The organism is Lacinutrix mariniflava, from assembly GCF_001418015.1.
GTDB lineage: Bacteria > Bacteroidota > Bacteroidia > Flavobacteriales > Flavobacteriaceae > Lacinutrix > Lacinutrix mariniflava.
Genome location: NZ_LIQG01000019.1, coordinates 1 through 20,054, shown reverse-complemented (window position 1 = coordinate 20,054; position 20,054 = coordinate 1). Strand labels below are relative to the sequence as shown.

Here is a 20,054-nt window from a genome sequence, read left to right as displayed (position 1 = left end):
TCCTTCTTCAAGGAGGTTAAAAAAATATCCTTTTATATATGAAAAAAATAATTTTAGCACTCGTGTGTTTAATAAGTATTAGTGCGTTTTCTCAAGAAAATATGGTAGATGTTATTATGGATGGTAAACCTGCAAAAATGAATACTGTAACGGGTGTTTATACTTTTACAAATGGTGTACCAAGTAATTACACATCGAATAAAGTGAATACACCAACTTCTAATGTTGCAGATGGCACTGTTCATGTAGTAAGTAAAGGAGAGACTTTGTATTCTATTTCTAAGAAACATGAAATTAGTATGGCTCAAATAAAAAGTTTAAATAGTCTTGAAACAAATATACTTAGTGTTAATCAAGAGCTTAAAATTGGCTATAATACTTCAGCGGAAATTAAAGAAACTTCGCTTTATACGGTAAAAAAAGGAGATACATTGTACAAAATTGCTAAGGAAGCTAACCTTTCGATTCAAGAGTTAAAACAGCTTAATAATTTAGAAAACACAATTATTAGCATAGGTCAAGAGCTTAAGTTAAAATAAAAAAGACAACGCTACGTTTTAAGATAGATTTAGTTACTTTTGCCACTTTATGCTTAAAAAAATTATAACTTTTAGTATTATCTTATCTAGCACTTTTTGCTTCGCGCAATTAGGTGGGCAATCTACTTATCAGTTTTTAAATTTAGTATCGTCTCCAAGACAGGCAGCATTAGGTGGTAAGGTGCTTACAAATGTAGATTGGGATGTTACACAAGCACTATATAATCCATCAACTATTAATGTAGAAATGGATAATCAATTAGCACTTAATTATACTAATTATTTAGGTGGTATAAAGTATGGAACTGCAGCTTATGCTTATACTGTAGATAGACATGTACAAACGTATCATGGTGGGATTACTTTTATTAATTATGGCGATTTTGCAGGTTATGATGAAGAAGGAAACGAAACTAGTGAATTCTCTGGTTCTGAAATAGCATTATCTTTTGGTTACGCTGCGCAAATTGGTTATAGTGATTTTTATGCAGGAGCAAATTTAAAATTCATTAATTCTAGTTTAGAACAATACAACTCTTTTGGTGTTGCTACAGATTTAGCATTAATGTATATAGATGAGCGTTTAGAGTTTCAAGGTACATTAGTCGTTAGAAATTTGGGTACACAAATAACTACCTATGCGGGAAGACAGGAATCTTTACCTTTAGAAATAGATATAGGTTTATCTCAAACCTTAGAAAATGTACCATTGCGTTGGCATTTAACTTTCGAGAATTTACAACAATGGCCAATTGGAAATCCTAATCCTGCAAGAGCAACTACAGATCTTGAAGGAAACCAAACAGAAGAAAAAGTAGGGTTCTTAGCACAGGTAGTAAGACATACAATACTAGGAGCAGAGCTCTTTCCAAATAAAGGTTTTAATATACGTTTAGGTTATAACTTTAGACGTGCCGAAGAACTGCGTATTGTAGACCAACGTAACTTCTCGGGTTTATCGGCTGGTTTTTCTGTTAAGCTTAATAAAATGCGTTTTAGCTATACTCATGCCAAATATACAGCAGCTGCAAACTCTAACTTTTTTGGAGTGCAGATTGATTTGAGGTAGGATTAGAATGACTTGACTTTGTCAAAAAAATAGTCGAACTTCGTTTAACGCATGATATAAAACATTGAAACGATTTCATATCAACGACATTAGCAATAATTAAAAATGAGTAACAATGAATAAAATTATTGTAATATTAATAATTATTTTTATACCTCTAATAAGCTTGAATGCTCAAGAAAGTAAAGTATATGAAAGAAAAATTAATGAGGAAATCACATATACATTAGAGAATGGTTTTGCTCTTCAAAAATTAGGAAAACAAATTTTTTTTAGAGAAAAACCTGATGAAACTCATCAAGTTATAAGTATCAATGAACTAAATGAAGTAATAGATTCTATAAATCTACCAAATACAAGTCACGGGTATAGTATAAAAGTAATGATGAAGAATGAACTTAATTTTTCTCAAGATATCCTTGCTTATAAAGAGTTTAGACAATCTTGTCCTGGAGGAGGTTCTACAACATTTATTTCAAAAAACAAGAATGGTATATTTAGTAAGCTTATTTCTTCTTCTTATAGCACAATGGGACATTCAGTAATTTATTTTCCTATTAAATTTAAAGACAAAGGGCTTTTACTCATTTCAGAGAATGATTTAAATGAACAATCTGAAAGAAAACCTACAACTTATAAATATCCTAAGGATATAAATATACCTGTAAGAGAATTAATAATAGAAACAAATACAGAGTATTTAGAAGATGTTGAAGGGCTTACAGAAGATGAAATTATAATTAAAAGTATTACTTCCAATTATTTTCAATGGAATGGAAAAGAGTTAATTAAAATAAAAACAGTTGAACATAAAAAACCTGTTCTATCTAACAAAAACATAACGAACTATCCGAAAAATGGAAAAGCATATGTTATAGCTAAAAATGGATTAACATATCGCAAGAGCCCTGAACTTAAATCTACAAAATATGGAGCTTTTGATTTTGGAACAGAAATTATTATTATCGAAAACTCTAAAATCGATTTAGAATTAACCGATAATGGTAAAGTATTGAAAGGTCAATGGGTTAAAGTTAAATCAAAAAATAATAAAAAAGATAAATCTCTGTCTTTTGATGGTGATTATAAATATACAGGTTATGTTTTTAATGGTTTCTTAATTGGTACAAATAAAGTTGATTTTAGAAACGATTAACTATGGTCAACACCATATATAATTAATTGTTAGTTTAAGTCTATTTACGAAGGTATTCGTGGATTTTCTATTCAGTTTTATTTACTAAATTAGTTCATTAAACACGCAACAAAACATATACAAAACCGTTAAACGAACCTTTCCGAAATAAAACACAAAATTAAATAAAAGAAGTGCAAAAAATAACAATAGCCATAGACGGATTTTCGTCGACAGGAAAAAGTACAGTAGCAAAGCAGCTTGCAAAAAAATTAGGTTACATTTATGTAGATACAGGAGCAATGTATCGTGCAGTAACGTTATTTACTATGCAACACGATTTTATAACAAAAGAAGACTTTAACGTTAATGCATTAGTAGAGAAACTAGGAGATATTACCATTACATTTAAGTTTAATGAAGTCTTAGGTTTCGCTGAGGTGTATTTAAATGGTGAAAACATAGAAAGAGAAATAAGAACATTAGAAGTCTCAAGCTATGTTAGTAAAGTAGCAGCAATACCAGAAGTGCGTTACCAATTGGTAAAGCAACAGCAACAAATGGGTAAAGATAAAGGTGTTGTTATGGACGGTAGAGATATTGGTACTGTAGTATTTCCATACGCTGAACTCAAACTATTTATGATTGCTTCTGCAGAAAAAAGAGCTACCAGACGTTTCGATGAGTTAATAGGTAGAGGAGATGAGGTAAGTTATGAAGCCGTTTTAAAAAACGTACAAGAAAGAGATTATATAGATTCTCATCGAGAAGATTCTCCATTACGTAAAGCAGACGATGCTATCGAGATAGATAATAGCGATTTGTCTTTAGAAGAACAATTTGATAAAGTGCTTCAATTAGTAGATAGGACTTTCGAGGATTTGAAGTAAAAGATGAAACGAATTGTTATTGCGAGCTTTTTCATTAGAAAAAAAAGCGTAGCAAATGCAAAGCATTCACAAATCCAATAAAAAACAATAATAAATTGAGTAATCTGTTTGTGGGTAGTCAATATCATTAATGAGATTGCGTCGTTTCTCCTACGTCATTTCTCGCAATAGCAAGACACAAAAAAAGCGAGTTAACAATTGTCAACTCGCTTTTCAAAAGAAATCGCTATTAATTCCTACAAATTCGGAATTATTAATTCTTGATCTGGGTGGATCACATCTGGGTTCTTTAATATATCTGTGTTCGCTTTAAAAATAGCATTGTATTTTCCAGCGCTTCCATAATATTGTTTTGCGATAGCTCCTAAAGTTTCACCACTTTTTACAGTGTGTCTAGCAAAAACACTAGAATCTGCAACAGCAATGTCTGCAACGATATCACTTGGGCTTTCGCCACCTGCAGCTTTAATTTCATCCCAAAGTAAGTTCTTTTCATATTGCGTAGCAGCAGTACCTTTTACTGTTAAAACACCATTAGTTTCAGAAACGTCTCCGTTTTGAATGTTTAATTTCTCGCCTAAATCAAGTACTCCCTGATATTTTGCTCTTACCATAATTATTTATTGTTTTTAATGTTAATTCTTACAGTATTAAAGATAGTAATTAATCGCTTAGTACTAACTTTATTTATTTATTAATTGGTTTACCATTAAACATATTGGATTAAATGTATTTTTTCAACGATTAAAAGCGCTTTTTGTTAAGATTTAGTTTAATAACACAACGCTCTTTAATAGCTGTTTAGAGTCTTGAAACACAGTGCTTTTAAACTTTTAGATATGTATGTAGGTAATATTATTAAAAAGTATTATTTTTGCACTCCTTTTTAGCACCTCTAGGAAAGATAAAAAAGGGATTAAAACAAATTATTTATAACACTTCTGTGTGTTAGTGCTTTAAAATCTTTCATAACGTACAGAATACAACGCAATGTACTAACGTTTTTACACAAGTAAAAATCTAATAAAGCATTGCAGAATTATTTTTTAAATGGCTGAAAAAGCAAAACAAACAGAAGTTGCAGCAGAAGCTCAAGAAGCAGCAGTAACAAAAGAAGCTCCAGTAATATCTGAAGCACAAGCAAATCCTGAAAAATTCTTAGAAGAATTTAACTGGCACAATTACCAAGAAGGTATTGATGAAGTTGAAGATTCTCAATTAAAAGAATTTGAAAAATTAGTATCTGAAAATTTCGTTGACACATTAGATGACGAGGTTGTAACTGGAGAAGTAGTTTTCATGTCTGACCGTGATGTTATTATTGACATTAACGCAAAGTCTGAAGGTGTTATTTCTTTAAACGAATTTCGTTACAATCCAGATTTAAAAGTTGGAGACAAAGTAGAAGTATTAATTGATGTTCGTGAAGACGCAACTGGACAATTAGTATTATCTCACAGAAAAGCACGTGTTATTAAAGCATGGGATCGCGTAAATGATGCACACGATACGGGTGAAATCGTTAATGGTTTTGTTAAGTGTAGAACTAAAGGTGGAATGATCGTTGACGTATTCGGAATCGAAGCTTTCTTACCAGGTTCTCAAATTGACGTTAAGCCAATTAGAGATTACGACCAGTACGTAAATAAAACTATGGAATTTAAAGTTGTGAAAATCAACCACGAATTCAAAAACGTAGTAGTTTCTCATAAAGCTTTAATTGAAGCTGATATTGAAGAGCAAAAGAAAGAAATCATTGGTCAACTAGAAAAAGGACAAGTATTAGAAGGTATTGTAAAAAATATTACTTCTTATGGTGTGTTTATCGATTTAGGTGGTGTAGATGGTTTAGTTCATATTACAGATTTATCTTGGTCAAGAATTAACCATCCAAATGAGATTGTTGAGTTAGATCAGAAATTAAATGTTGTAATCCTTGATTTTGATGAAAACAAATCAAGAATCCAATTAGGTCTTAAGCAATTATCTAAACATCCTTGGGATGCTTTAGGTGAAACTGTAGCAGTTGGAGACAAAGTAAAAGGTAAAGTAGTTGTAATCGCAGATTACGGTGCATTTATTGAAGTTGCAGAAGGTGTTGAAGGTTTAGTTCACGTTTCTGAAATGTCTTGGTCTACACACTTACGTTCGGCTAACGATTTCGTAAAAGTTGGAGATGTAATCGATGCTCAAATCTTAACATTAGATAGAGAAGATCGTAAAATGTCATTAGGTATCAAGCAATTATCGCAAGATCCATGGACAGATATTACAACTAAATACCCAGTAGGTTCAAACCACAAAGGTATTGTACGTAACTTTACAAACTTTGGTGTTTTTGTTGAATTAGAAGAAGGTATCGACGGATTAATTTATATTTCAGATTTATCTTGGACTAAGAAAATTAAGCATCCATCTGAGTTTACAAACGTAGGTGATACTTTAGAAGTAGTAGTATTAGAGTTAGATGTTGAAGGACGTAAATTATCTTTAGGTCATAAACAAACAACTGATAATCCTTGGGATAAATACGAAACTGAGTTCGCTTTAGGTTCTACACATACTGCAGAAATTTCTGAAGTTGTAGATAAAGGTGCAACTATTGATTTCAACGAAGATATCGTAGCATTCGTTCCTTCTCGTCACCTTGAAAAAGAAGATGGTAAGAAACTGAAGAAAGGAGATTCTGCTGAATTCAAAATTATAGAATTTAACAAAGAGTTTAAGAGAGTAGTTGCTTCGCATACTGCAATCTTTAGAGAAGAAGAGATGGCAAATGTTAAAGCTGCACAAGCTAAACAAGCATCTCAAGCTGCTGAGTCTAAACCAACATTAGGTGATGCAAATGAAGCTTTACAAGCTCTTAAAGATAAATTAGACGGAAAAGTTTAATCTTTTAAGTTTATATTATTATAAGTTAGAAGCCTCTCGGAAACGAGAGGCTTTTTTTATGTTCATTTTTATTGACAAATTCAATAGATTGCTTTTTAACGTTTTTTATGACGCTTTTTTAGTTGTAATATCATTTTTATTCATTCGCTTTTTTGATGAATCATCATTAAAACGCTGTAAAACACGGTTAAAAGCATTTTAAGTGGTTTAACGACTATTTTGTTACAAATATTGAGTGTATTTGTTTTTGTATTATTAGTTTTGTATTCATATAAATCAAACCAACAGTCAATTATGAATTCAAAACTACTTACCTTACTACTTCTTTTATCAACTTCTTTCGCTTTAGCACAAGCAGGGAATACTTTAGCGGAGGCTATCGAAATAACAGATAACAACACAATTACTTTAACAGATGCTTTTACAGGATTAGATGGATCTGGTATGTCACCTCATTGTTTTGGTAATACTTTAGATCCTAAAAAGGATTTATTTTATTTTAATACTATAGACGCGACTCATAACAGAATAAATTTTAGTATGGATTCTCAAGTTGGTGTTGTCGCAAGAATATATTTCCAAATAAGTCGAGCAATTGGAGGTGATACTAATAATGTTGTTGAAGTTGTTTGCAGCTTTTATGATATTAATGTTGTACCACTTGGAGGCAGTATGAGTATAGAGTTACCGAATGCAACATATCCTTCTGGAATTGTTAATTCTACAGACGTTTATTATCTAAGAATATTTAGCCCAACAGATCAACTTGGTGTGGATTTAGACCAAACGACAGTAGACGCTATTTTGTCCAATACAACTGTTAATATAACTAGTTTGGATTCTTCTACCTTATCAGTCACTAACGAAAGTCCACAATCAATTAATTTCTTTACATCTGAAAATAAAATTAACATTTCAAATAACATAAGTTTTAATTCTTATGAGATTTATAGTTTAGATGGAAAAAAAATAGACAATAATAAAGAGAATGAATTTATTGAAAATATCGATATTTCTAATCTTATTAGAGGAGTTTATATTCTAAAGCTATCAGGAGTTAATTCTGTTAAGTCTATAAAGTTTATCAAAAAGTAAATTTAAATACTTAGAAAAAGCACCTTCATGAAACTGAAGGTGCTTTTTTTTTGATATTGAACAATAACATTTTAAAATTTTGATATTCTAAAACATTTCAATTTAAATGCTAATTGTGTTCTAAATTTTTCTATTACATTTGTAATCCACTACTATTAGATAGAATATGAGTCAGAAAGTGCTACTTAATGCAACCACTATTAACATCATTCTTCATAGATTGGCTTGCCAATTAATTGAAAATCATAAAGATTTTTCTAATACCGTTTTAATAGGCATTCAGCCAAGAGGGAAATATCTAGCTAATCGTTTAGCAGAAATGCTAGCAAGCGATTACAAGATTAAAAACTTACAATTAGGACAATTAGATATTACTTTTTATCGCGACGATTTTAGGCGAGGCGATAAAATACACGAAGCAAATTCTACAGAAATAGATTTTATAGTCGAAAATAAAAACGTTGTTTTTATAGACGATGTATTATATACAGGTCGAAGTATTCGTGCTGCATTAACTGCAATACAATCTTTTGGAAGACCAAATGAAATAGAGTTATTAACGTTAATAGATAGACGTTTTAGTAGACATTTGCCAATACAGCCAAACTATAGAGGTAGACAAGTAGATGCTATAAATGAAGAAAAAGTAAAAGTAAGTTGGAAAGAAAATGATGGTGAAGATGCTGTTTATTTAGTGAATAGTTAGTGATATTGAAGTTGAAATTGAACTCGAATTTAAATTTAAAAGATGAAATTCAACTAAACTTAAAACTAAAGAATTATAATTGAATGTTTAATAACTGCAGACTGAATACTGCATACTGAAGACTAAAAAAATATGAGCGAGTTAAGTGTCAATCACTTATTAGGAATTAAATACCTTCAAGAAAAGGATATTCAACTTATTTTTGAAACCGCAGATCATTTTAAAAAAGTGATTAATAGGCCCATTAAAAAAGTGCCTTCGCTTAGAGATATTACTATTGCTAACCTATTTTTTGAAAATTCAACAAGAACAAAGTTGTCTTTCGAATTAGCCGAAAAACGTTTATCTGCAGATGTTATTAATTTCTCAGCTGGACAATCTTCAGTTAAAAAAGGAGAAACTTTAATAGATACAGTAAATAACATCCTATCTATGAAGGTAGATATGGTAGTGATGCGTCATCCAAATCCTGGAGCTTGCGTGTTTTTATCCAAACATGTAAAAGCTAATATTATTAATGCAGGAGATGGTGCACATGAGCACCCAACACAGGCTCTTTTAGATTCTTATTCAATACGCGAACGTTTAGGAGATGTTGCTGGAAAAAATGTAGTGATTGTTGGAGATATTCTGCACAGTCGTGTTGCATTATCAAATATCTACGCTTTAAAATTACAAGGTGCTAATGTTATGGTTTGCGGACCAAAAACATTATTACCAAAATATATAGACCAATTAGGCGTTAAAGTAGAAACCAATTTGCGTAAAGCATTACAATGGTGTGATGTGGCTAATATGTTACGTGTTCAAAACGAGCGTATGGATATTAGTTATTTTCCATCTACAAGAGAATATACACAACAATTTGGAGTTAATAAAGCATTACTAGATTCTTTAGATAAAGAAATTACTATTATGCATCCAGGACCAATTAATAGAGGTGTTGAGATTACAAGTGATGTTGCAGATTCTAAACAAGCTATCATTTTAGATCAAGTACAAAATGGAGTAGCAGTTAGAATGGCAGTAATATATTTATTAGCTTCTAAAATAAAACAATAAATTATGATAATAGATCAAGAAGAAAACACGTCGATTATTACACAGGAAAAAGCTACTATTATAGAATTAGCAAAGAAAATAGAAGCACTTTATCCAAGGTTTGAAAAGCATAACATTATCGTTAAATTGTCATCTTTAGGGCAGATTACGACACAAAATGTTAATGAGTTCTTACGACTTTCAAAAAAACATCGTTCAGCAAAACATTCGTTTGTAGTAGTTACTAATGCAATGAATGCAGACGAAACTCCAGACGAGATTATTGTTGTACCAACAGTTAAAGAAGCTTTCGATATTATCGAAATGGAAGTAATTGAACGCGATTTAGGACTTTAATAAATTTTTGAATGAATAAAGTTGTTCTTGTCATTTTATGCTTTCTTGTTTTCTTATCCTGTGATGATTCTAAAGAAGTAGAAATTATAGAGTTTGGTTTAGGGACTAATTATACTTTAAATGAATTAATAAACGATCAGATTTCTAAATCAAAAGTACCTATTGTATATTTTTATGCAGACTGGTGTGCTCCTTGTAAAAAATTTTCAAAAGCATTAAAAAATACACTATTAAAACAAACACTAAACAAAACTGTTTTAATTAAAGTTAATGTGGATAATAACGAAGAATTAGCAATTAGTTATTCTGTTAGCGCTATTCCTACATTTATCAAGGCAGGGAAAAATGGAGTAGTCAAGGCAAGTATTACTTCTGGTGAATGGAAAGAAGATATTCCTGAAAATATAGCTCCTATAATGAGTAAATTAATTTATACTCAAGAGTACGATAAATAATCTTTTAAAATAACAGTTTGAAATTAAACATCTTAGGTTGCTACAGCGCAACACCACGAACGTTTACTAATCCAACATCGCAAGTATTAGAAATTAATAATCATGTGTTTTTAATAGATTGTGGAGAAGGAACACAGGTACAACTGCGTAAGCATAAGATAAAGTTTAATCGTATTAAACATATTTTTATTTCTCATTTGCATGGAGATCACTTTTTCGGTTTGGTAGGGTTAATTTCTACCATGCGATTATTAACACGTGAAGTAGATTTGCATATTCATGCGCCAAAAGGCCTAAAAGAAGTAGTAACTCTACAGATGAAATTGGCTAACTCATGGACAAATTATAATCTTTACTTTCATGAGCTAAATAGTACATCTTCAGAATTGATTTTTGAAGACGATAAAGTAGAAGTGCATACTATTCCTTTAGATCATCGTGTCTATACTAATGGTTTTCTATTTAAAGAAAAAGAAGGTGAACGTAAGTTAGATATGAACGCTGTTTTAAATTCCAACATTGATGTTGCCTATTATAGAAAGTTAAAACAAGGTTTTGATGTCGAGAATAATGATGGGCAACTTATAAAAAATGAAACTGTAACATTACCTTCAGAAAAGCCTAAAAGCTATGCTTTTTGTAGTGATACTGCTTATAAAGAAGATATTGTACCCATTATTAAAGGTGTAGATGTTTTATACCATGAATCTACATTTTTAGAACAACATGCTCATTTGGCTCCAAAAACGAAGCACAGTACAGCTAAAGAAGCAGGAAGTATTGCTAAACAAGCTAATGTTGGCACTTTGCTATTAGGACACTATTCTACACGATACGACGATTTAAACGTATTTAAAACCGAAGCTCAAGAACATTTTGAGAACGTAGAACTTGCAGACGATGGAAAAGTTTTTGAATTTTAGAATTTCAAGCTATAGTTTAAATTCTTTTAAATTTAGAACCCATTCTATAGACTCTTCAATATTATCTGTTCTTTTTATGCTTTTCTTTGAAAATTGCTTTTCAATGGTGGCATTGACGTAATTAATATGAGAATAACAAACCGATACACTGGCTACAATAAAATCGTATTTTTTGTAGAAGTCATCCCATAAATTTGGTTCATAAGAGTAGGAATTGATTTTATTAGAGACATAAGCAATCTTACATTTCATGCCGTAATGAGAGTATATTTTCTCTACTAATTGTTCTATTTTCTCCCAATTTAAATGAACTCCATAATTTATTTCAGAAATAACAAATTCAGGTAAAAAGTACATTTTACCAAAAGGAAATTCTTTTTTAACGTATATAAGGTTTTTGCTTATCTCAGTAGCCTCAAATTGCATGTAGTAGGAAAGTTTTGTTTTTTATAAATATATTAATTTATAAGCTCAATCCAAAGGTGTTTTTCAATACTTTTATAGCTGTTTTAAGAGATTGCTAGGCTATTTTAAGCTAATAGTTTAATTATAAACATCTTAAGTTAAGATGTGTCTTTTAGGATAAGTAGTACGAACAATTTCTACTAAAAGCATTAAAACTTTCAAGATTATTTTTAATTCTTGTAAATTGCAAGTATGGAAAAAGACTTAGGAAATTATAGAAGATCTTACGAGAAAAGTGAATTACTTCTTAAAGATACACCAGAAAATCCAATAGAATTATTTAGGACATGGTTTAATGAGGTTGATGCCCATTTTCCGGAAGACGAAACTAATGCTATGACGATTTCTACAATTGGTTTAAATGGTTTTCCTAAAAATAGAGTAGTGCTGCTTAAGAAATATACTTTTGAGGGTTTTATTTTTTATACTAACTACGAAAGTGAGAAAGGATTAGCGATATTAAAGAATCCTAAGGTTTGTTTATCCTTTTTTGGGCAGGAGCCGAAAGACAAATAATCATTAAAGGTAAAGCTGAAAAATTAGCAGAAAATTTAAGTGATGGTTACTTTGAATCTCGTCCTAGAGGTAGCCAACTGGGAGCATTAGTTTCTAAGCAAAGTAGTATTATTAAAGATAGAGAGGTTCTAGAGGCTAAACTTGCGGATCTTGAAAAGGAGTATGAAGGAAAAGAAATTTTAAGGCCAAACTTTTGGGGAGGTTTTATTATAAAGCCTGTAGAAATCGAATTTTGGCAAGGGCGACCTAATAGATTGCATGATCGTATTCATTATAAAATGGATGAAAATTATAATTGGATTAAGTCTAGATTGGCTCCGTAATTAAATCAGTTTAAAAGCGTGATTATTTCGTCGAAACGCATATTTTTATATTATGACATTGCTTTTAATCGATTAAAAACATTAATTTTCGATGAAATACATGTATTTCATCGATTTTAACATTTTCTTAACATTTCGTAAGGTTTTGGTTGGGTATATTTAAGTCCCCAAACAAATTTACGCTTATGAAAACTGTACTTAACCTACTACTTTTAACCTTATTTTTAACTTTTGCAACCTCTTGTTCTACTGAAGAGAACACTGAAGATTTACAACTTCAAGATGTTACTATTCCTGAGGCGAAAGAAATTGAAATAGAGATTATGGAGCTTATTAATGCTTATAGAATTGATAAAGGATTAAATGCATTATCAAATCATGATTTGGTTAAATCTCAAGCATATAGTCATTCAGATTATATGGCTGAAGCAGATAATATTTCTCATGTAAATTTCTATACTAGAAAATCTTTTTTAGTAAATAATGCAGGAGCAAGTGTTGTTACAGAAAATGTAGCTTTTGGGTTTACAAATGCACAATCGGTTGTGAATGCTTGGATAAATAGTAACGATCATAGAGTTAATATGGAAGGGAATTATACAAATTTTGATGTTTCAGCAGAACAGAATGACCAAGGTAAATGGTACTTTACAAATATTTTTATGAAAAATTAATTATGTCTTTAGATAAATAAAAAAAGCGTTTCTCACGAAACGCTTTTTTTTGTTTTAAGAAGTATTTAGTTGTTATGAAAGTGGCTTATAATTGATAGTTATAAGATGTGAGTTTGTTGAATACTGGAAGCTGTAAATAATCCAATTTTAGATAAATGCTTGTTTGCTCGACAATAGGTTTTAAACCAGGTAAACTAATAGGTTAAAGTAATAATATGCACATTGATAATAAGTACAATCGCTTTATGCTTTTAGCATTATTATTTATTGACACTCGATAAGTTGCTTAACGAATGTCCTAAAGGGATCGTTCTAAAAGCTATGTACGAGATCAAATCTTGTACTTAATACTTATATAAATATTTTAGTTAATCTAACCACAATTCGATTTAACTATTTTACATAACCTCCGGTAATAATAAACTTGGAACGTCTATTTTCTTGATGTTGCTCATCAGTACATTTTACACCATCACTACATCCATTAATTAACTGACTTTCTCCATAACCAATAGCACTCTCAATTCTGTCTGGTTCTATGCCTCTTGTGTATAAGTAGTCACGAGTAGACTTTGCTCTTCTATCAGAGAGTTTCTCATTGTACGCATCTCGACCACGACTATCTGTATGCGCTTCAATTTTTATAGTCATAGTTGGGTGTTCACGCATTACAGCTACAATATTTTCAAGCTCATATGCTGCATCTGGTCTAACATTAGACTTGTTATAATCGAAGAAAATTGGATTAATTACAATTTCGCTATCAATAATTAAAGGAGTAAGGAAAAGATCTACTATCGTTTCTTCACCGCTTTCCTGACTAGTTGTAATATCTTTGCTATCTGGTCTGTAAATTACCTTTTCTGCTAGTATAGTGTAGGTTTTATCGCAACCTACGTCTTTAAATTCGTATTCTCCATTTTCGTTAGAGGTTTGCCTTTCAATTACCTTCCCTTTTTCATCTAGAAGAGTAACGACGACTTTTGCCAATGGTTCATTAGAAATTTTATCTCTTGTAGTACCTTTGATTAATTGTTTACATTCATAGCGACCAAAACTATAGATATCATCTCCACCTTTTCCACCTTCTCTGTTGGATGAGAAGTATCCAGTATTTGTATCGTTATTTATAAAGAATGCGAAGTCATCAAAACCACTATTATAAGGTGCTCCAAGATTTTTAACATATACTTCTAAAGTATCCTTTTTAAGAATATTACTTTCAAAAATATCATAAAGACCAAGATTTATATGTCCATCGGAAGAAAAATAGAGAGTAGAATCTTTCGCTATATAAGGAAAGTTTTCTCTTCCTTCAGTATTAATTTTATCTCCAAGGTTTATTGGATTACCAAAAGTCCCATCTTTATTAATTTTGACCTTATAAAGGTCTGTAAGTCCTTTTGAACCTTCACGATCTGACGAGAAATACAATTCTTTATCATTAGGGCTAAGGGCGGGAGAGCCAGTAGAAAAGTCTTCTCCATTAAAAGGAAGTTCTTCAATTTTTTTCCATTTACCATCAACATTTTTTGCTCTAAAAAGTTTAATTTGCGAGGTACCTCCTTTATCGTATTTAGCTTTGTTTTTATTATTTAAGTTTATTCTGGTAAAGTACATTGTTTTACCATCTTTAGTAATAGCAACTGAACTTTCATGGAAATCTGAATTTACTTCATTTGAAGTAATGGGAGAAGGAGAACCTACTATTTTTTTTCCATCTTCAATAGATATTTCAGATTGGTAGATATCTAGAAAGGGTTCTTTATTCCATTGATATATTTTTTCTTCGTCAAGTAATGAATCTTTTACTCTTGTAGAAGCAAAATATAGAACATTGTCCTTTTCAAAGCTTCCAAAATCTGAATATTTGGTATTGATATCAAGATTTTGAAAATCAACATAAACACGATCTGTAGATTCTAATGCTTCAAATTTTTCAATATCAAATACATCATCTTCTTTTACACGTCGATCATTTTTTTTACGATCTTTAAATACAGTTGTCCATTTCTTAGATTCTTCAAACTGATTCAAACTACGTAAGGTTTGAACGTACTTATATAAATATTCTGGATTTACATCTTTATATTTAGTAACTGCCTTTTTATACCAATAACTAGCCAGTTGTACATTGGAGTTGTTGTAATAACAGTCTCCAAGTCTAGTTAAAACATGTTCTGTAGTATCTCCTTTCTTTAAAACTTCCAGATATAATTCTGTAGCTTGATAATACGCATAATCTTTAAAAAAATTATCCGCTACTTTAATCTGTGCAGTCGTTATTGAGACAGTAAAAAAGAATAATATGTATAGTAAACTATTTTTCATTTTTTATTAGAAATATCTTGGAGATTTAATACGTTTTGTTGGTTTAAAAACTTCAAACATTAATAAAATTTCATGTGTTCCACTTGTATAAGGTCTTAAATCGGATAAAAAATATTCGTAAGAATATCCTATTCTTAATTGTTGAGACACTTGAAAGTCTGCTAAAGCACCAAGAGTAGTGGTATCTTGATTGTAACGATATGCAGCACCAATCCAAAACTTTTCATTAAATAAAAGATTAGCATTAATATCGAACGAAATAGGAGCACCATTAGTAACTTTTAATAAAGTAGATGGTTTTAGTTTAAGCTCATCATTTAGTTCAAAAACATACCCTCCAGTTAAATAATATCCAATGCGTTCTAAAGCTAAATACTCTGGACCAGCATCTTGGTTACCTCTTAAATTATAATCTGTATTTAATATTCTTGGCGCAGATAGACCTACGTACCATCTATTGCTATGTAAGAACAGACCAACTCCTATATTTGGATTCCAACGACTAGAAATATCACTAAAAAAAGGATCTGAAGCTATTTGCTCTTCTTCTAAAAAACCAATAGTATCTAAATTATAGTGTGTAAAACCGGCTTTTAAACCAAAGGCGAGTTTGGTTTTTTCGCTAGTATTAATGGTATATGAAAAATCTGCATAGGCAAAAACAAAGTTTTCGTAACCTAATTGATCATTAATTATTGAGAGTCCTAAACCTAGTTTTTCATTTTTTAATGGAGAATGAATAGATAATGTTTGTGTACTTGGACCACCTTCTAAGCCAACCCATTGACTTCTATGTAAACCAACTACACTTATAGTTTCTCTACTTCCTGCGTACGCCGGATTTACAGATATTGTATTAAACATATATTGTGAAAACTGCGGTAATTGTTGTGCAAAGGAAAAAACACAGCTTAATGCTACAATACTAAATATATAAATTCTATTTTTTTTCATTCAAATTTTTATTTCGTACCTAAATACAATGGACCAGTAATAGGGTCTAAGCCACTATTTCTTAAAATTATAACATAATAATATGTACCATTAGGTAATTTATCTGCTTGACCTAAAGACTGCTTGATAGCCTGACCACTCCAATCATTTTTATAATCTTTTACATCATAAATTATGCCACCGTAACGGTTAAATATTTGTAGGTCTATTATGAATCCACATTTTTGGTCTCCTTGTACAAAGAAGAAGTCGTTATGCCCATCTCCATTTGGCGTTACTGCTTTAGAAATATTAAAACCTTCTACACCACATGGTCTAACAATACATTTATCGTTAATATTTAATGTAACTCTTGTTGTAGCTCTACAATCATCATTAGCCATTGAGTAATTAAATATATAATCACCAAGTTCTAAGTCTACAGGATCGAAAGTTCCATCATCATTTACTGTAACATCTCCCTGCTCAACAGTCCATATTCCAGAGTCGTCGATTCCATCTGTTAAATATTCAAATAAATCGATAATTCCATCAATATTACAACGTTCACCATCAATGTCTGTAACAAAATCTTCACTAACCACATTTAATATATGAGTATAAACATTTGAGTTATTACAACTGTCGCTTACTGTCCATTCCCAAATTATTTCGTAATCTTCTCCATCACCTAAGTTGTTATTTGTTTCATTAAACTCTAAAGTAACATCTACATTAGAACATTCATCAGAAAATTCTAAAGTTGGTGGTTCAGGAATTTCAGAACAAATAACATAAGATTCCTCTTCTAGATTAGTAATTAAAACAGGAGCAGTAGTATCTTCTATTGTTAATGTAGCATTTAAAGTTGATTCATTTCCACATTCATCTGTTACTGTATATGTAACTTCAATAGTTCCTCCAGCTCCACAATCAGATATTAAATTAACAAATGTATAATTTGAAGTTACTGTGTTTATTGCATCAGGATTACAAGCATCAACTGCACATGAAGTAAGGGCTTCAATGTTATCAGCATTCCATGTATTAGCTAAAGTTTGGTTTTCATCACCATTACATTCTAGCGTAGTATCGTTAATAACACAATTAGTTAAATCTGGTCCAGTAGTGTCTTGTACTGTGATTGTTTGAGTGTGTACTGTTTCGTTATCACAAGCATCAGTAGCTGTCCATACTCTAGTAATAATTTTAGCATTAGCACAAGTAGTGTCTATCACTTCAGTTTCATTAAAAGTAACATTTGCATCACCACAAGTGTCTGTAGCTGTTAAAGTATCTGCCGTTGGAACAGCATCACACTCAACAGTGATATCTGTTGGTACAGTTTCAACAAAAGTTGGAGCAGTAGTGTCTTGCACTGTGATTGTTTGTGTGTGTACAGTTTCATTATCACAAGCATCAGTAGCTGTCCATACTCTAGTAATGATTTTAGCATTAGCACAAGTAGTGTCTATTACTTCAGTTTCATTAAAAGTAACATTTGCATCACCACAAGTATCTGTAGCTGTTAAAGTATCAGCCGTTGGAATAGCATCACATTCAACAGTGATATCTGTTGGTACAGTTTCAACAAAAGTTGGAGCAGTAGTGTCTTGCACTGTGATTGTTTGTGTGTGTACAGTTTCATTATCACAAGCATCAGTAGCTGTCCATACTCTAGTAATAATTTTAGCATTAGCACAAGTAGTGTCTATCACTTCAGTTTCGTTAAAAGTAACATTTGCATCGCCACAAGTGTCTGTAGCTGTTAAAGTATCAGCCGTTGGAATAGCATCACATTCAACAGTGATATCTGTTGGTACTGTTTCAACAAAAGTTGGAGCAGTAGTGTCTTGCACTGTGATTGTTTGTGTGTGTACAGTTTCATTATCACAAGCATCAGTAGCTGTCCATACTCTAGTAATGATTTTGGCATTAGCACAAGTAGTGTCTATCACTTCAGTTTCATTAAAAGTAACATTTGCATCACCACAAGTATCTGTAGCTGTTAAAGTATCAGCCGTTGGAATAGCATCACATTCAACAGTAATGTCTGTTGGTACAGTTTCAACAAAAGTTGGAGGAGTAGTGTCTTGCACTGTGATTGTTTGTGTATGTACAGTTTCATTATCACAAGCATCAGTAGCTGTCCATACTCTAGTAATGATTTTAGCATTAGCACAAGTAGTGTCTATCACTTCAGTTTCATTAAAAGTAACATTTGCATCACCACAAGTATCTGTAGCTGTTAAAGTATCCGCTGTTGGAATAGCGTCACATTCAACAGTGATATCTGTTGGTACTGTTTCAACAAAAGTTGGAGCAGTTGTGTCTTGCACTGTGATTGTTTGTGTATGTGCAGTTTCATTATCACAAGCATCAGTAGCTGTCCATACTCTAGTAATGATTTTAGCATTAGCACAAGTAGTGTCTATCACTTCAGTTTCATTAAAAGTAACATTTGCATCACCACAAGTATCTGCTGTTGGAATAGCATCACATTCAACAGTGATATCTGCTGGTACTGTTTCAACGAAAGTTGGAGCAGTTGTGTCTTGAATTGTAAAAGTAGCAGTTGTAGTAATTAGATTTCCAAATGAATCAGTAGCTGTAAATGTTACTGTTGCAGAACCAGTTGTTCCACAATCATCACTTAATTCACTAAAATTATTAGTCCATACAACTTCAGTACATTCGTCCACTGCTGAAGCTCCACCGTTATTGTTTAACCAGTTTTGTAATTCAGTCATATTATCAGCACCATCACATTCAACAGTTTCGTCAGAAGCTTCTGTAGTTAAAGTTGGATTTGTTCCATCTATGATTAAATCTGTTGTTGTTGTTGAAGTATCAGAAACACTATCACCATCAACTACATTTTCAGCAGAGACAGTTGCTGTATTAATAACTTCAGTTGCATCGATGTCAATTTGAGTAACTAAATAAGTTGCAGTATATATCCAAGTTTCTGTTGGGTTTAAATTACCTAAGTCAATTGTATCTCCAGAAACAAATGTAATACTTACAGGAGGTGTAGCATTATCTAATAATGGATCTGATATTATTACATTGGTTAACGATATATCACCCGTATTTGTTACTGTAAATGTATACGTTATAGTTTCATCTAGATCAGTACAAATATTGTTGTTTTCATTGTTGAAAACTCCCGTTTTAACTAATTCTATAAGAGGATTTGTGTTACAGAAAGTAACCTCTGTGTTACTATCATCGATAACATAAGTATCTGTAGCTTGATCTACAGCAACATTATTAGGATCTTGCCCATCGGCAGTTACTGTATTGGTAATGTTTTGTGTATCTATATCTTCTTGAGTTACGGTATAATTAGCAGTTGTATAAACCCACGTTTCGGTAGGTTCAAGAATGGCGTTACCATTACTATCACCAGTAGGCGTTACTGTAATAAGTCCACCTAATAACTCATCATTAATAACAATAGTATTAACAGATACTGTACCCGTATTTGTAAGGGTGAATGTATAGGTTACTTCGCTACCTAATACTAGGCAAGGATCACCATTAGCAATAGCTGCTGTTTTAACAATATTTAAACCATTAGTAGGATCACAGAACTCAATACCTGTAGTACCATCAATAATAAAAGTATCTGTAGCTTGATCTACAGCAACAAGTCTACGCGTCTTGCCCATCGGCAGTTACAGTATTGGTAATGTTTTGTGTATCTA

General features: G+C 31.4%; 17 protein-coding genes and 1 pseudogene. 13 read left to right on the top strand and 5 right to left on the bottom strand.

The window, feature by feature from the left end; all coding sequences use genetic code 11:
- Positions 1 to 38 precede the first annotated feature (38 nt).
- The 4 genes from ASC44_RS03235 (at position 39) to cmk (ending at position 3,633) form a co-directional block, all read left to right on the top strand.
- A complete protein-coding gene (locus tag ASC44_RS03235) occupies positions 39 to 539 on the top strand; it encodes a LysM peptidoglycan-binding domain-containing protein (protein WP_055446193.1) in 501 nt (166 codons plus the stop codon).
- A 49-nt stretch (positions 540 to 588) separates the two neighbouring features.
- On the top strand, positions 589 to 1,608 hold the full coding sequence (gene porQ, locus ASC44_RS03230; protein ID WP_055446192.1) for a type IX secretion system protein PorQ: 1,020 nt from the start codon (positions 589 to 591) through the stop codon (positions 1,606 to 1,608).
- Positions 1,609 to 1,723: 115 nt separating this feature from the next.
- Positions 1,724 to 2,764: an SH3 domain-containing protein gene (locus ASC44_RS03225; protein WP_055446191.1), complete on the top strand. Its 1,041-nt coding sequence runs from the start codon at positions 1,724 to 1,726 to the stop codon at positions 2,762 to 2,764.
- 173 nt (positions 2,765 to 2,937) lie between these two features.
- Positions 2,938 to 3,633, top strand: coding sequence for a (d)CMP kinase (cmk, locus tag ASC44_RS03220; RefSeq protein ID WP_055446190.1), 696 nt, complete (start codon positions 2,938 to 2,940; stop codon positions 3,631 to 3,633).
- 236 nt (positions 3,634 to 3,869) lie between these two features.
- Here cmk and ASC44_RS03215 read toward each other — a convergent pair whose 3' ends face one another.
- Complete coding sequence (locus ASC44_RS03215; protein WP_193787258.1) at positions 3,870 to 4,247, bottom strand: LysM peptidoglycan-binding domain-containing protein; 378 nt, start codon at positions 4,245 to 4,247, stop codon at positions 3,870 to 3,872.
- 436 nt (positions 4,248 to 4,683) lie between these two features.
- Between ASC44_RS03215 and rpsA the strand changes: the two genes are divergently transcribed.
- The 7 genes from rpsA to ASC44_RS03180 all read left to right on the top strand — a co-directional run bounded on the left by rpsA (position 4,684) and on the right by ASC44_RS03180 (position 11,102).
- Positions 4,684 to 6,525 carry a 30S ribosomal protein S1 gene (gene rpsA / locus ASC44_RS03210; RefSeq protein WP_055446188.1) on the top strand — a complete coding sequence of 614 codons (1,842 nt, stop codon included), beginning with the start codon at positions 4,684 to 4,686 and terminating at the stop codon, positions 6,523 to 6,525.
- Between the two features lie 294 nt (positions 6,526 to 6,819).
- Complete coding sequence (locus tag ASC44_RS03205; RefSeq protein ID WP_055446187.1) at positions 6,820 to 7,620, top strand: T9SS type A sorting domain-containing protein; 801 nt, start codon at positions 6,820 to 6,822, stop codon at positions 7,618 to 7,620.
- Positions 7,621 to 7,786: 166 nt separating this feature from the next.
- Complete coding sequence (gene pyrR / locus ASC44_RS03200; protein ID WP_055446186.1) at positions 7,787 to 8,326, top strand: bifunctional pyr operon transcriptional regulator/uracil phosphoribosyltransferase PyrR; 540 nt, start codon at positions 7,787 to 7,789, stop codon at positions 8,324 to 8,326.
- Positions 8,327 to 8,458: 132 nt separating this feature from the next.
- Positions 8,459 to 9,388, top strand: coding sequence for an aspartate carbamoyltransferase catalytic subunit (locus ASC44_RS03195; RefSeq protein ID WP_055446185.1), 930 nt, complete (start codon positions 8,459 to 8,461; stop codon positions 9,386 to 9,388).
- 3 nt (positions 9,389 to 9,391) lie between these two features.
- Positions 9,392 to 9,724, top strand: a complete 333-nt coding sequence (locus tag ASC44_RS03190) for a hypothetical protein (RefSeq protein ID WP_055446184.1) — start codon at positions 9,392 to 9,394, stop codon at positions 9,722 to 9,724.
- 11 nt (positions 9,725 to 9,735) lie between these two features.
- Entirely contained in the window at positions 9,736 to 10,179 is a 444-nt protein-coding gene (locus tag ASC44_RS03185) for a thioredoxin family protein (RefSeq protein WP_055446183.1), read from the top strand.
- A 17-nt stretch (positions 10,180 to 10,196) separates the two neighbouring features.
- Positions 10,197 to 11,102, top strand: a complete 906-nt coding sequence (locus ASC44_RS03180) for a ribonuclease Z (RefSeq protein ID WP_055446182.1) — start codon at positions 10,197 to 10,199, stop codon at positions 11,100 to 11,102.
- A gap of 9 nt (positions 11,103 to 11,111) precedes the next feature.
- Here ASC44_RS03180 and ASC44_RS03175 read toward each other — a convergent pair whose 3' ends face one another.
- Positions 11,112 to 11,528 (bottom strand): hypothetical protein, encoded by a 417-nt coding sequence (locus ASC44_RS03175; protein ID WP_055446181.1) that lies wholly within the window; start codon positions 11,526 to 11,528, stop codon positions 11,112 to 11,114.
- A 231-nt stretch (positions 11,529 to 11,759) separates the two neighbouring features.
- Here ASC44_RS03175 and pdxH point away from each other — a divergent pair.
- Positions 11,760 to 12,406: pseudogene (pdxH, locus tag ASC44_RS03170) on the top strand (pyridoxamine 5'-phosphate oxidase).
- A 185-nt stretch (positions 12,407 to 12,591) separates the two neighbouring features.
- The gene (locus tag ASC44_RS03165; protein WP_055446180.1) at positions 12,592 to 13,080 is read left to right on the top strand and encodes a CAP domain-containing protein; all 489 of its coding nucleotides are present in this window, start codon (positions 12,592 to 12,594) and stop codon (positions 13,078 to 13,080) included.
- A gap of 393 nt (positions 13,081 to 13,473) precedes the next feature.
- Here the strand turns inward: ASC44_RS03165 and ASC44_RS03160 are convergent, their stop codons facing one another.
- The 3 genes from ASC44_RS03160 to ASC44_RS03150 are packed head-to-tail and all read right to left on the bottom strand — an operon-like array spanning position 13,474 to position 20,018.
- Positions 13,474 to 15,411 (bottom strand): OmpA family protein, encoded by a 1,938-nt coding sequence (locus ASC44_RS03160; RefSeq protein WP_055446179.1) that lies wholly within the window; start codon positions 15,409 to 15,411, stop codon positions 13,474 to 13,476.
- A 6-nt stretch (positions 15,412 to 15,417) separates the two neighbouring features.
- Positions 15,418 to 16,365, bottom strand: coding sequence for a PorP/SprF family type IX secretion system membrane protein (locus tag ASC44_RS03155; RefSeq protein WP_055446178.1), 948 nt, complete (start codon positions 16,363 to 16,365; stop codon positions 15,418 to 15,420).
- A gap of 8 nt (positions 16,366 to 16,373) precedes the next feature.
- On the bottom strand, positions 16,374 to 20,018 hold the full coding sequence (locus ASC44_RS03150) for a DUF7507 domain-containing protein (protein WP_055446177.1): 3,645 nt from the start codon (positions 20,016 to 20,018) through the stop codon (positions 16,374 to 16,376).
- Positions 20,019 to 20,054 lie beyond the last annotated feature (36 nt).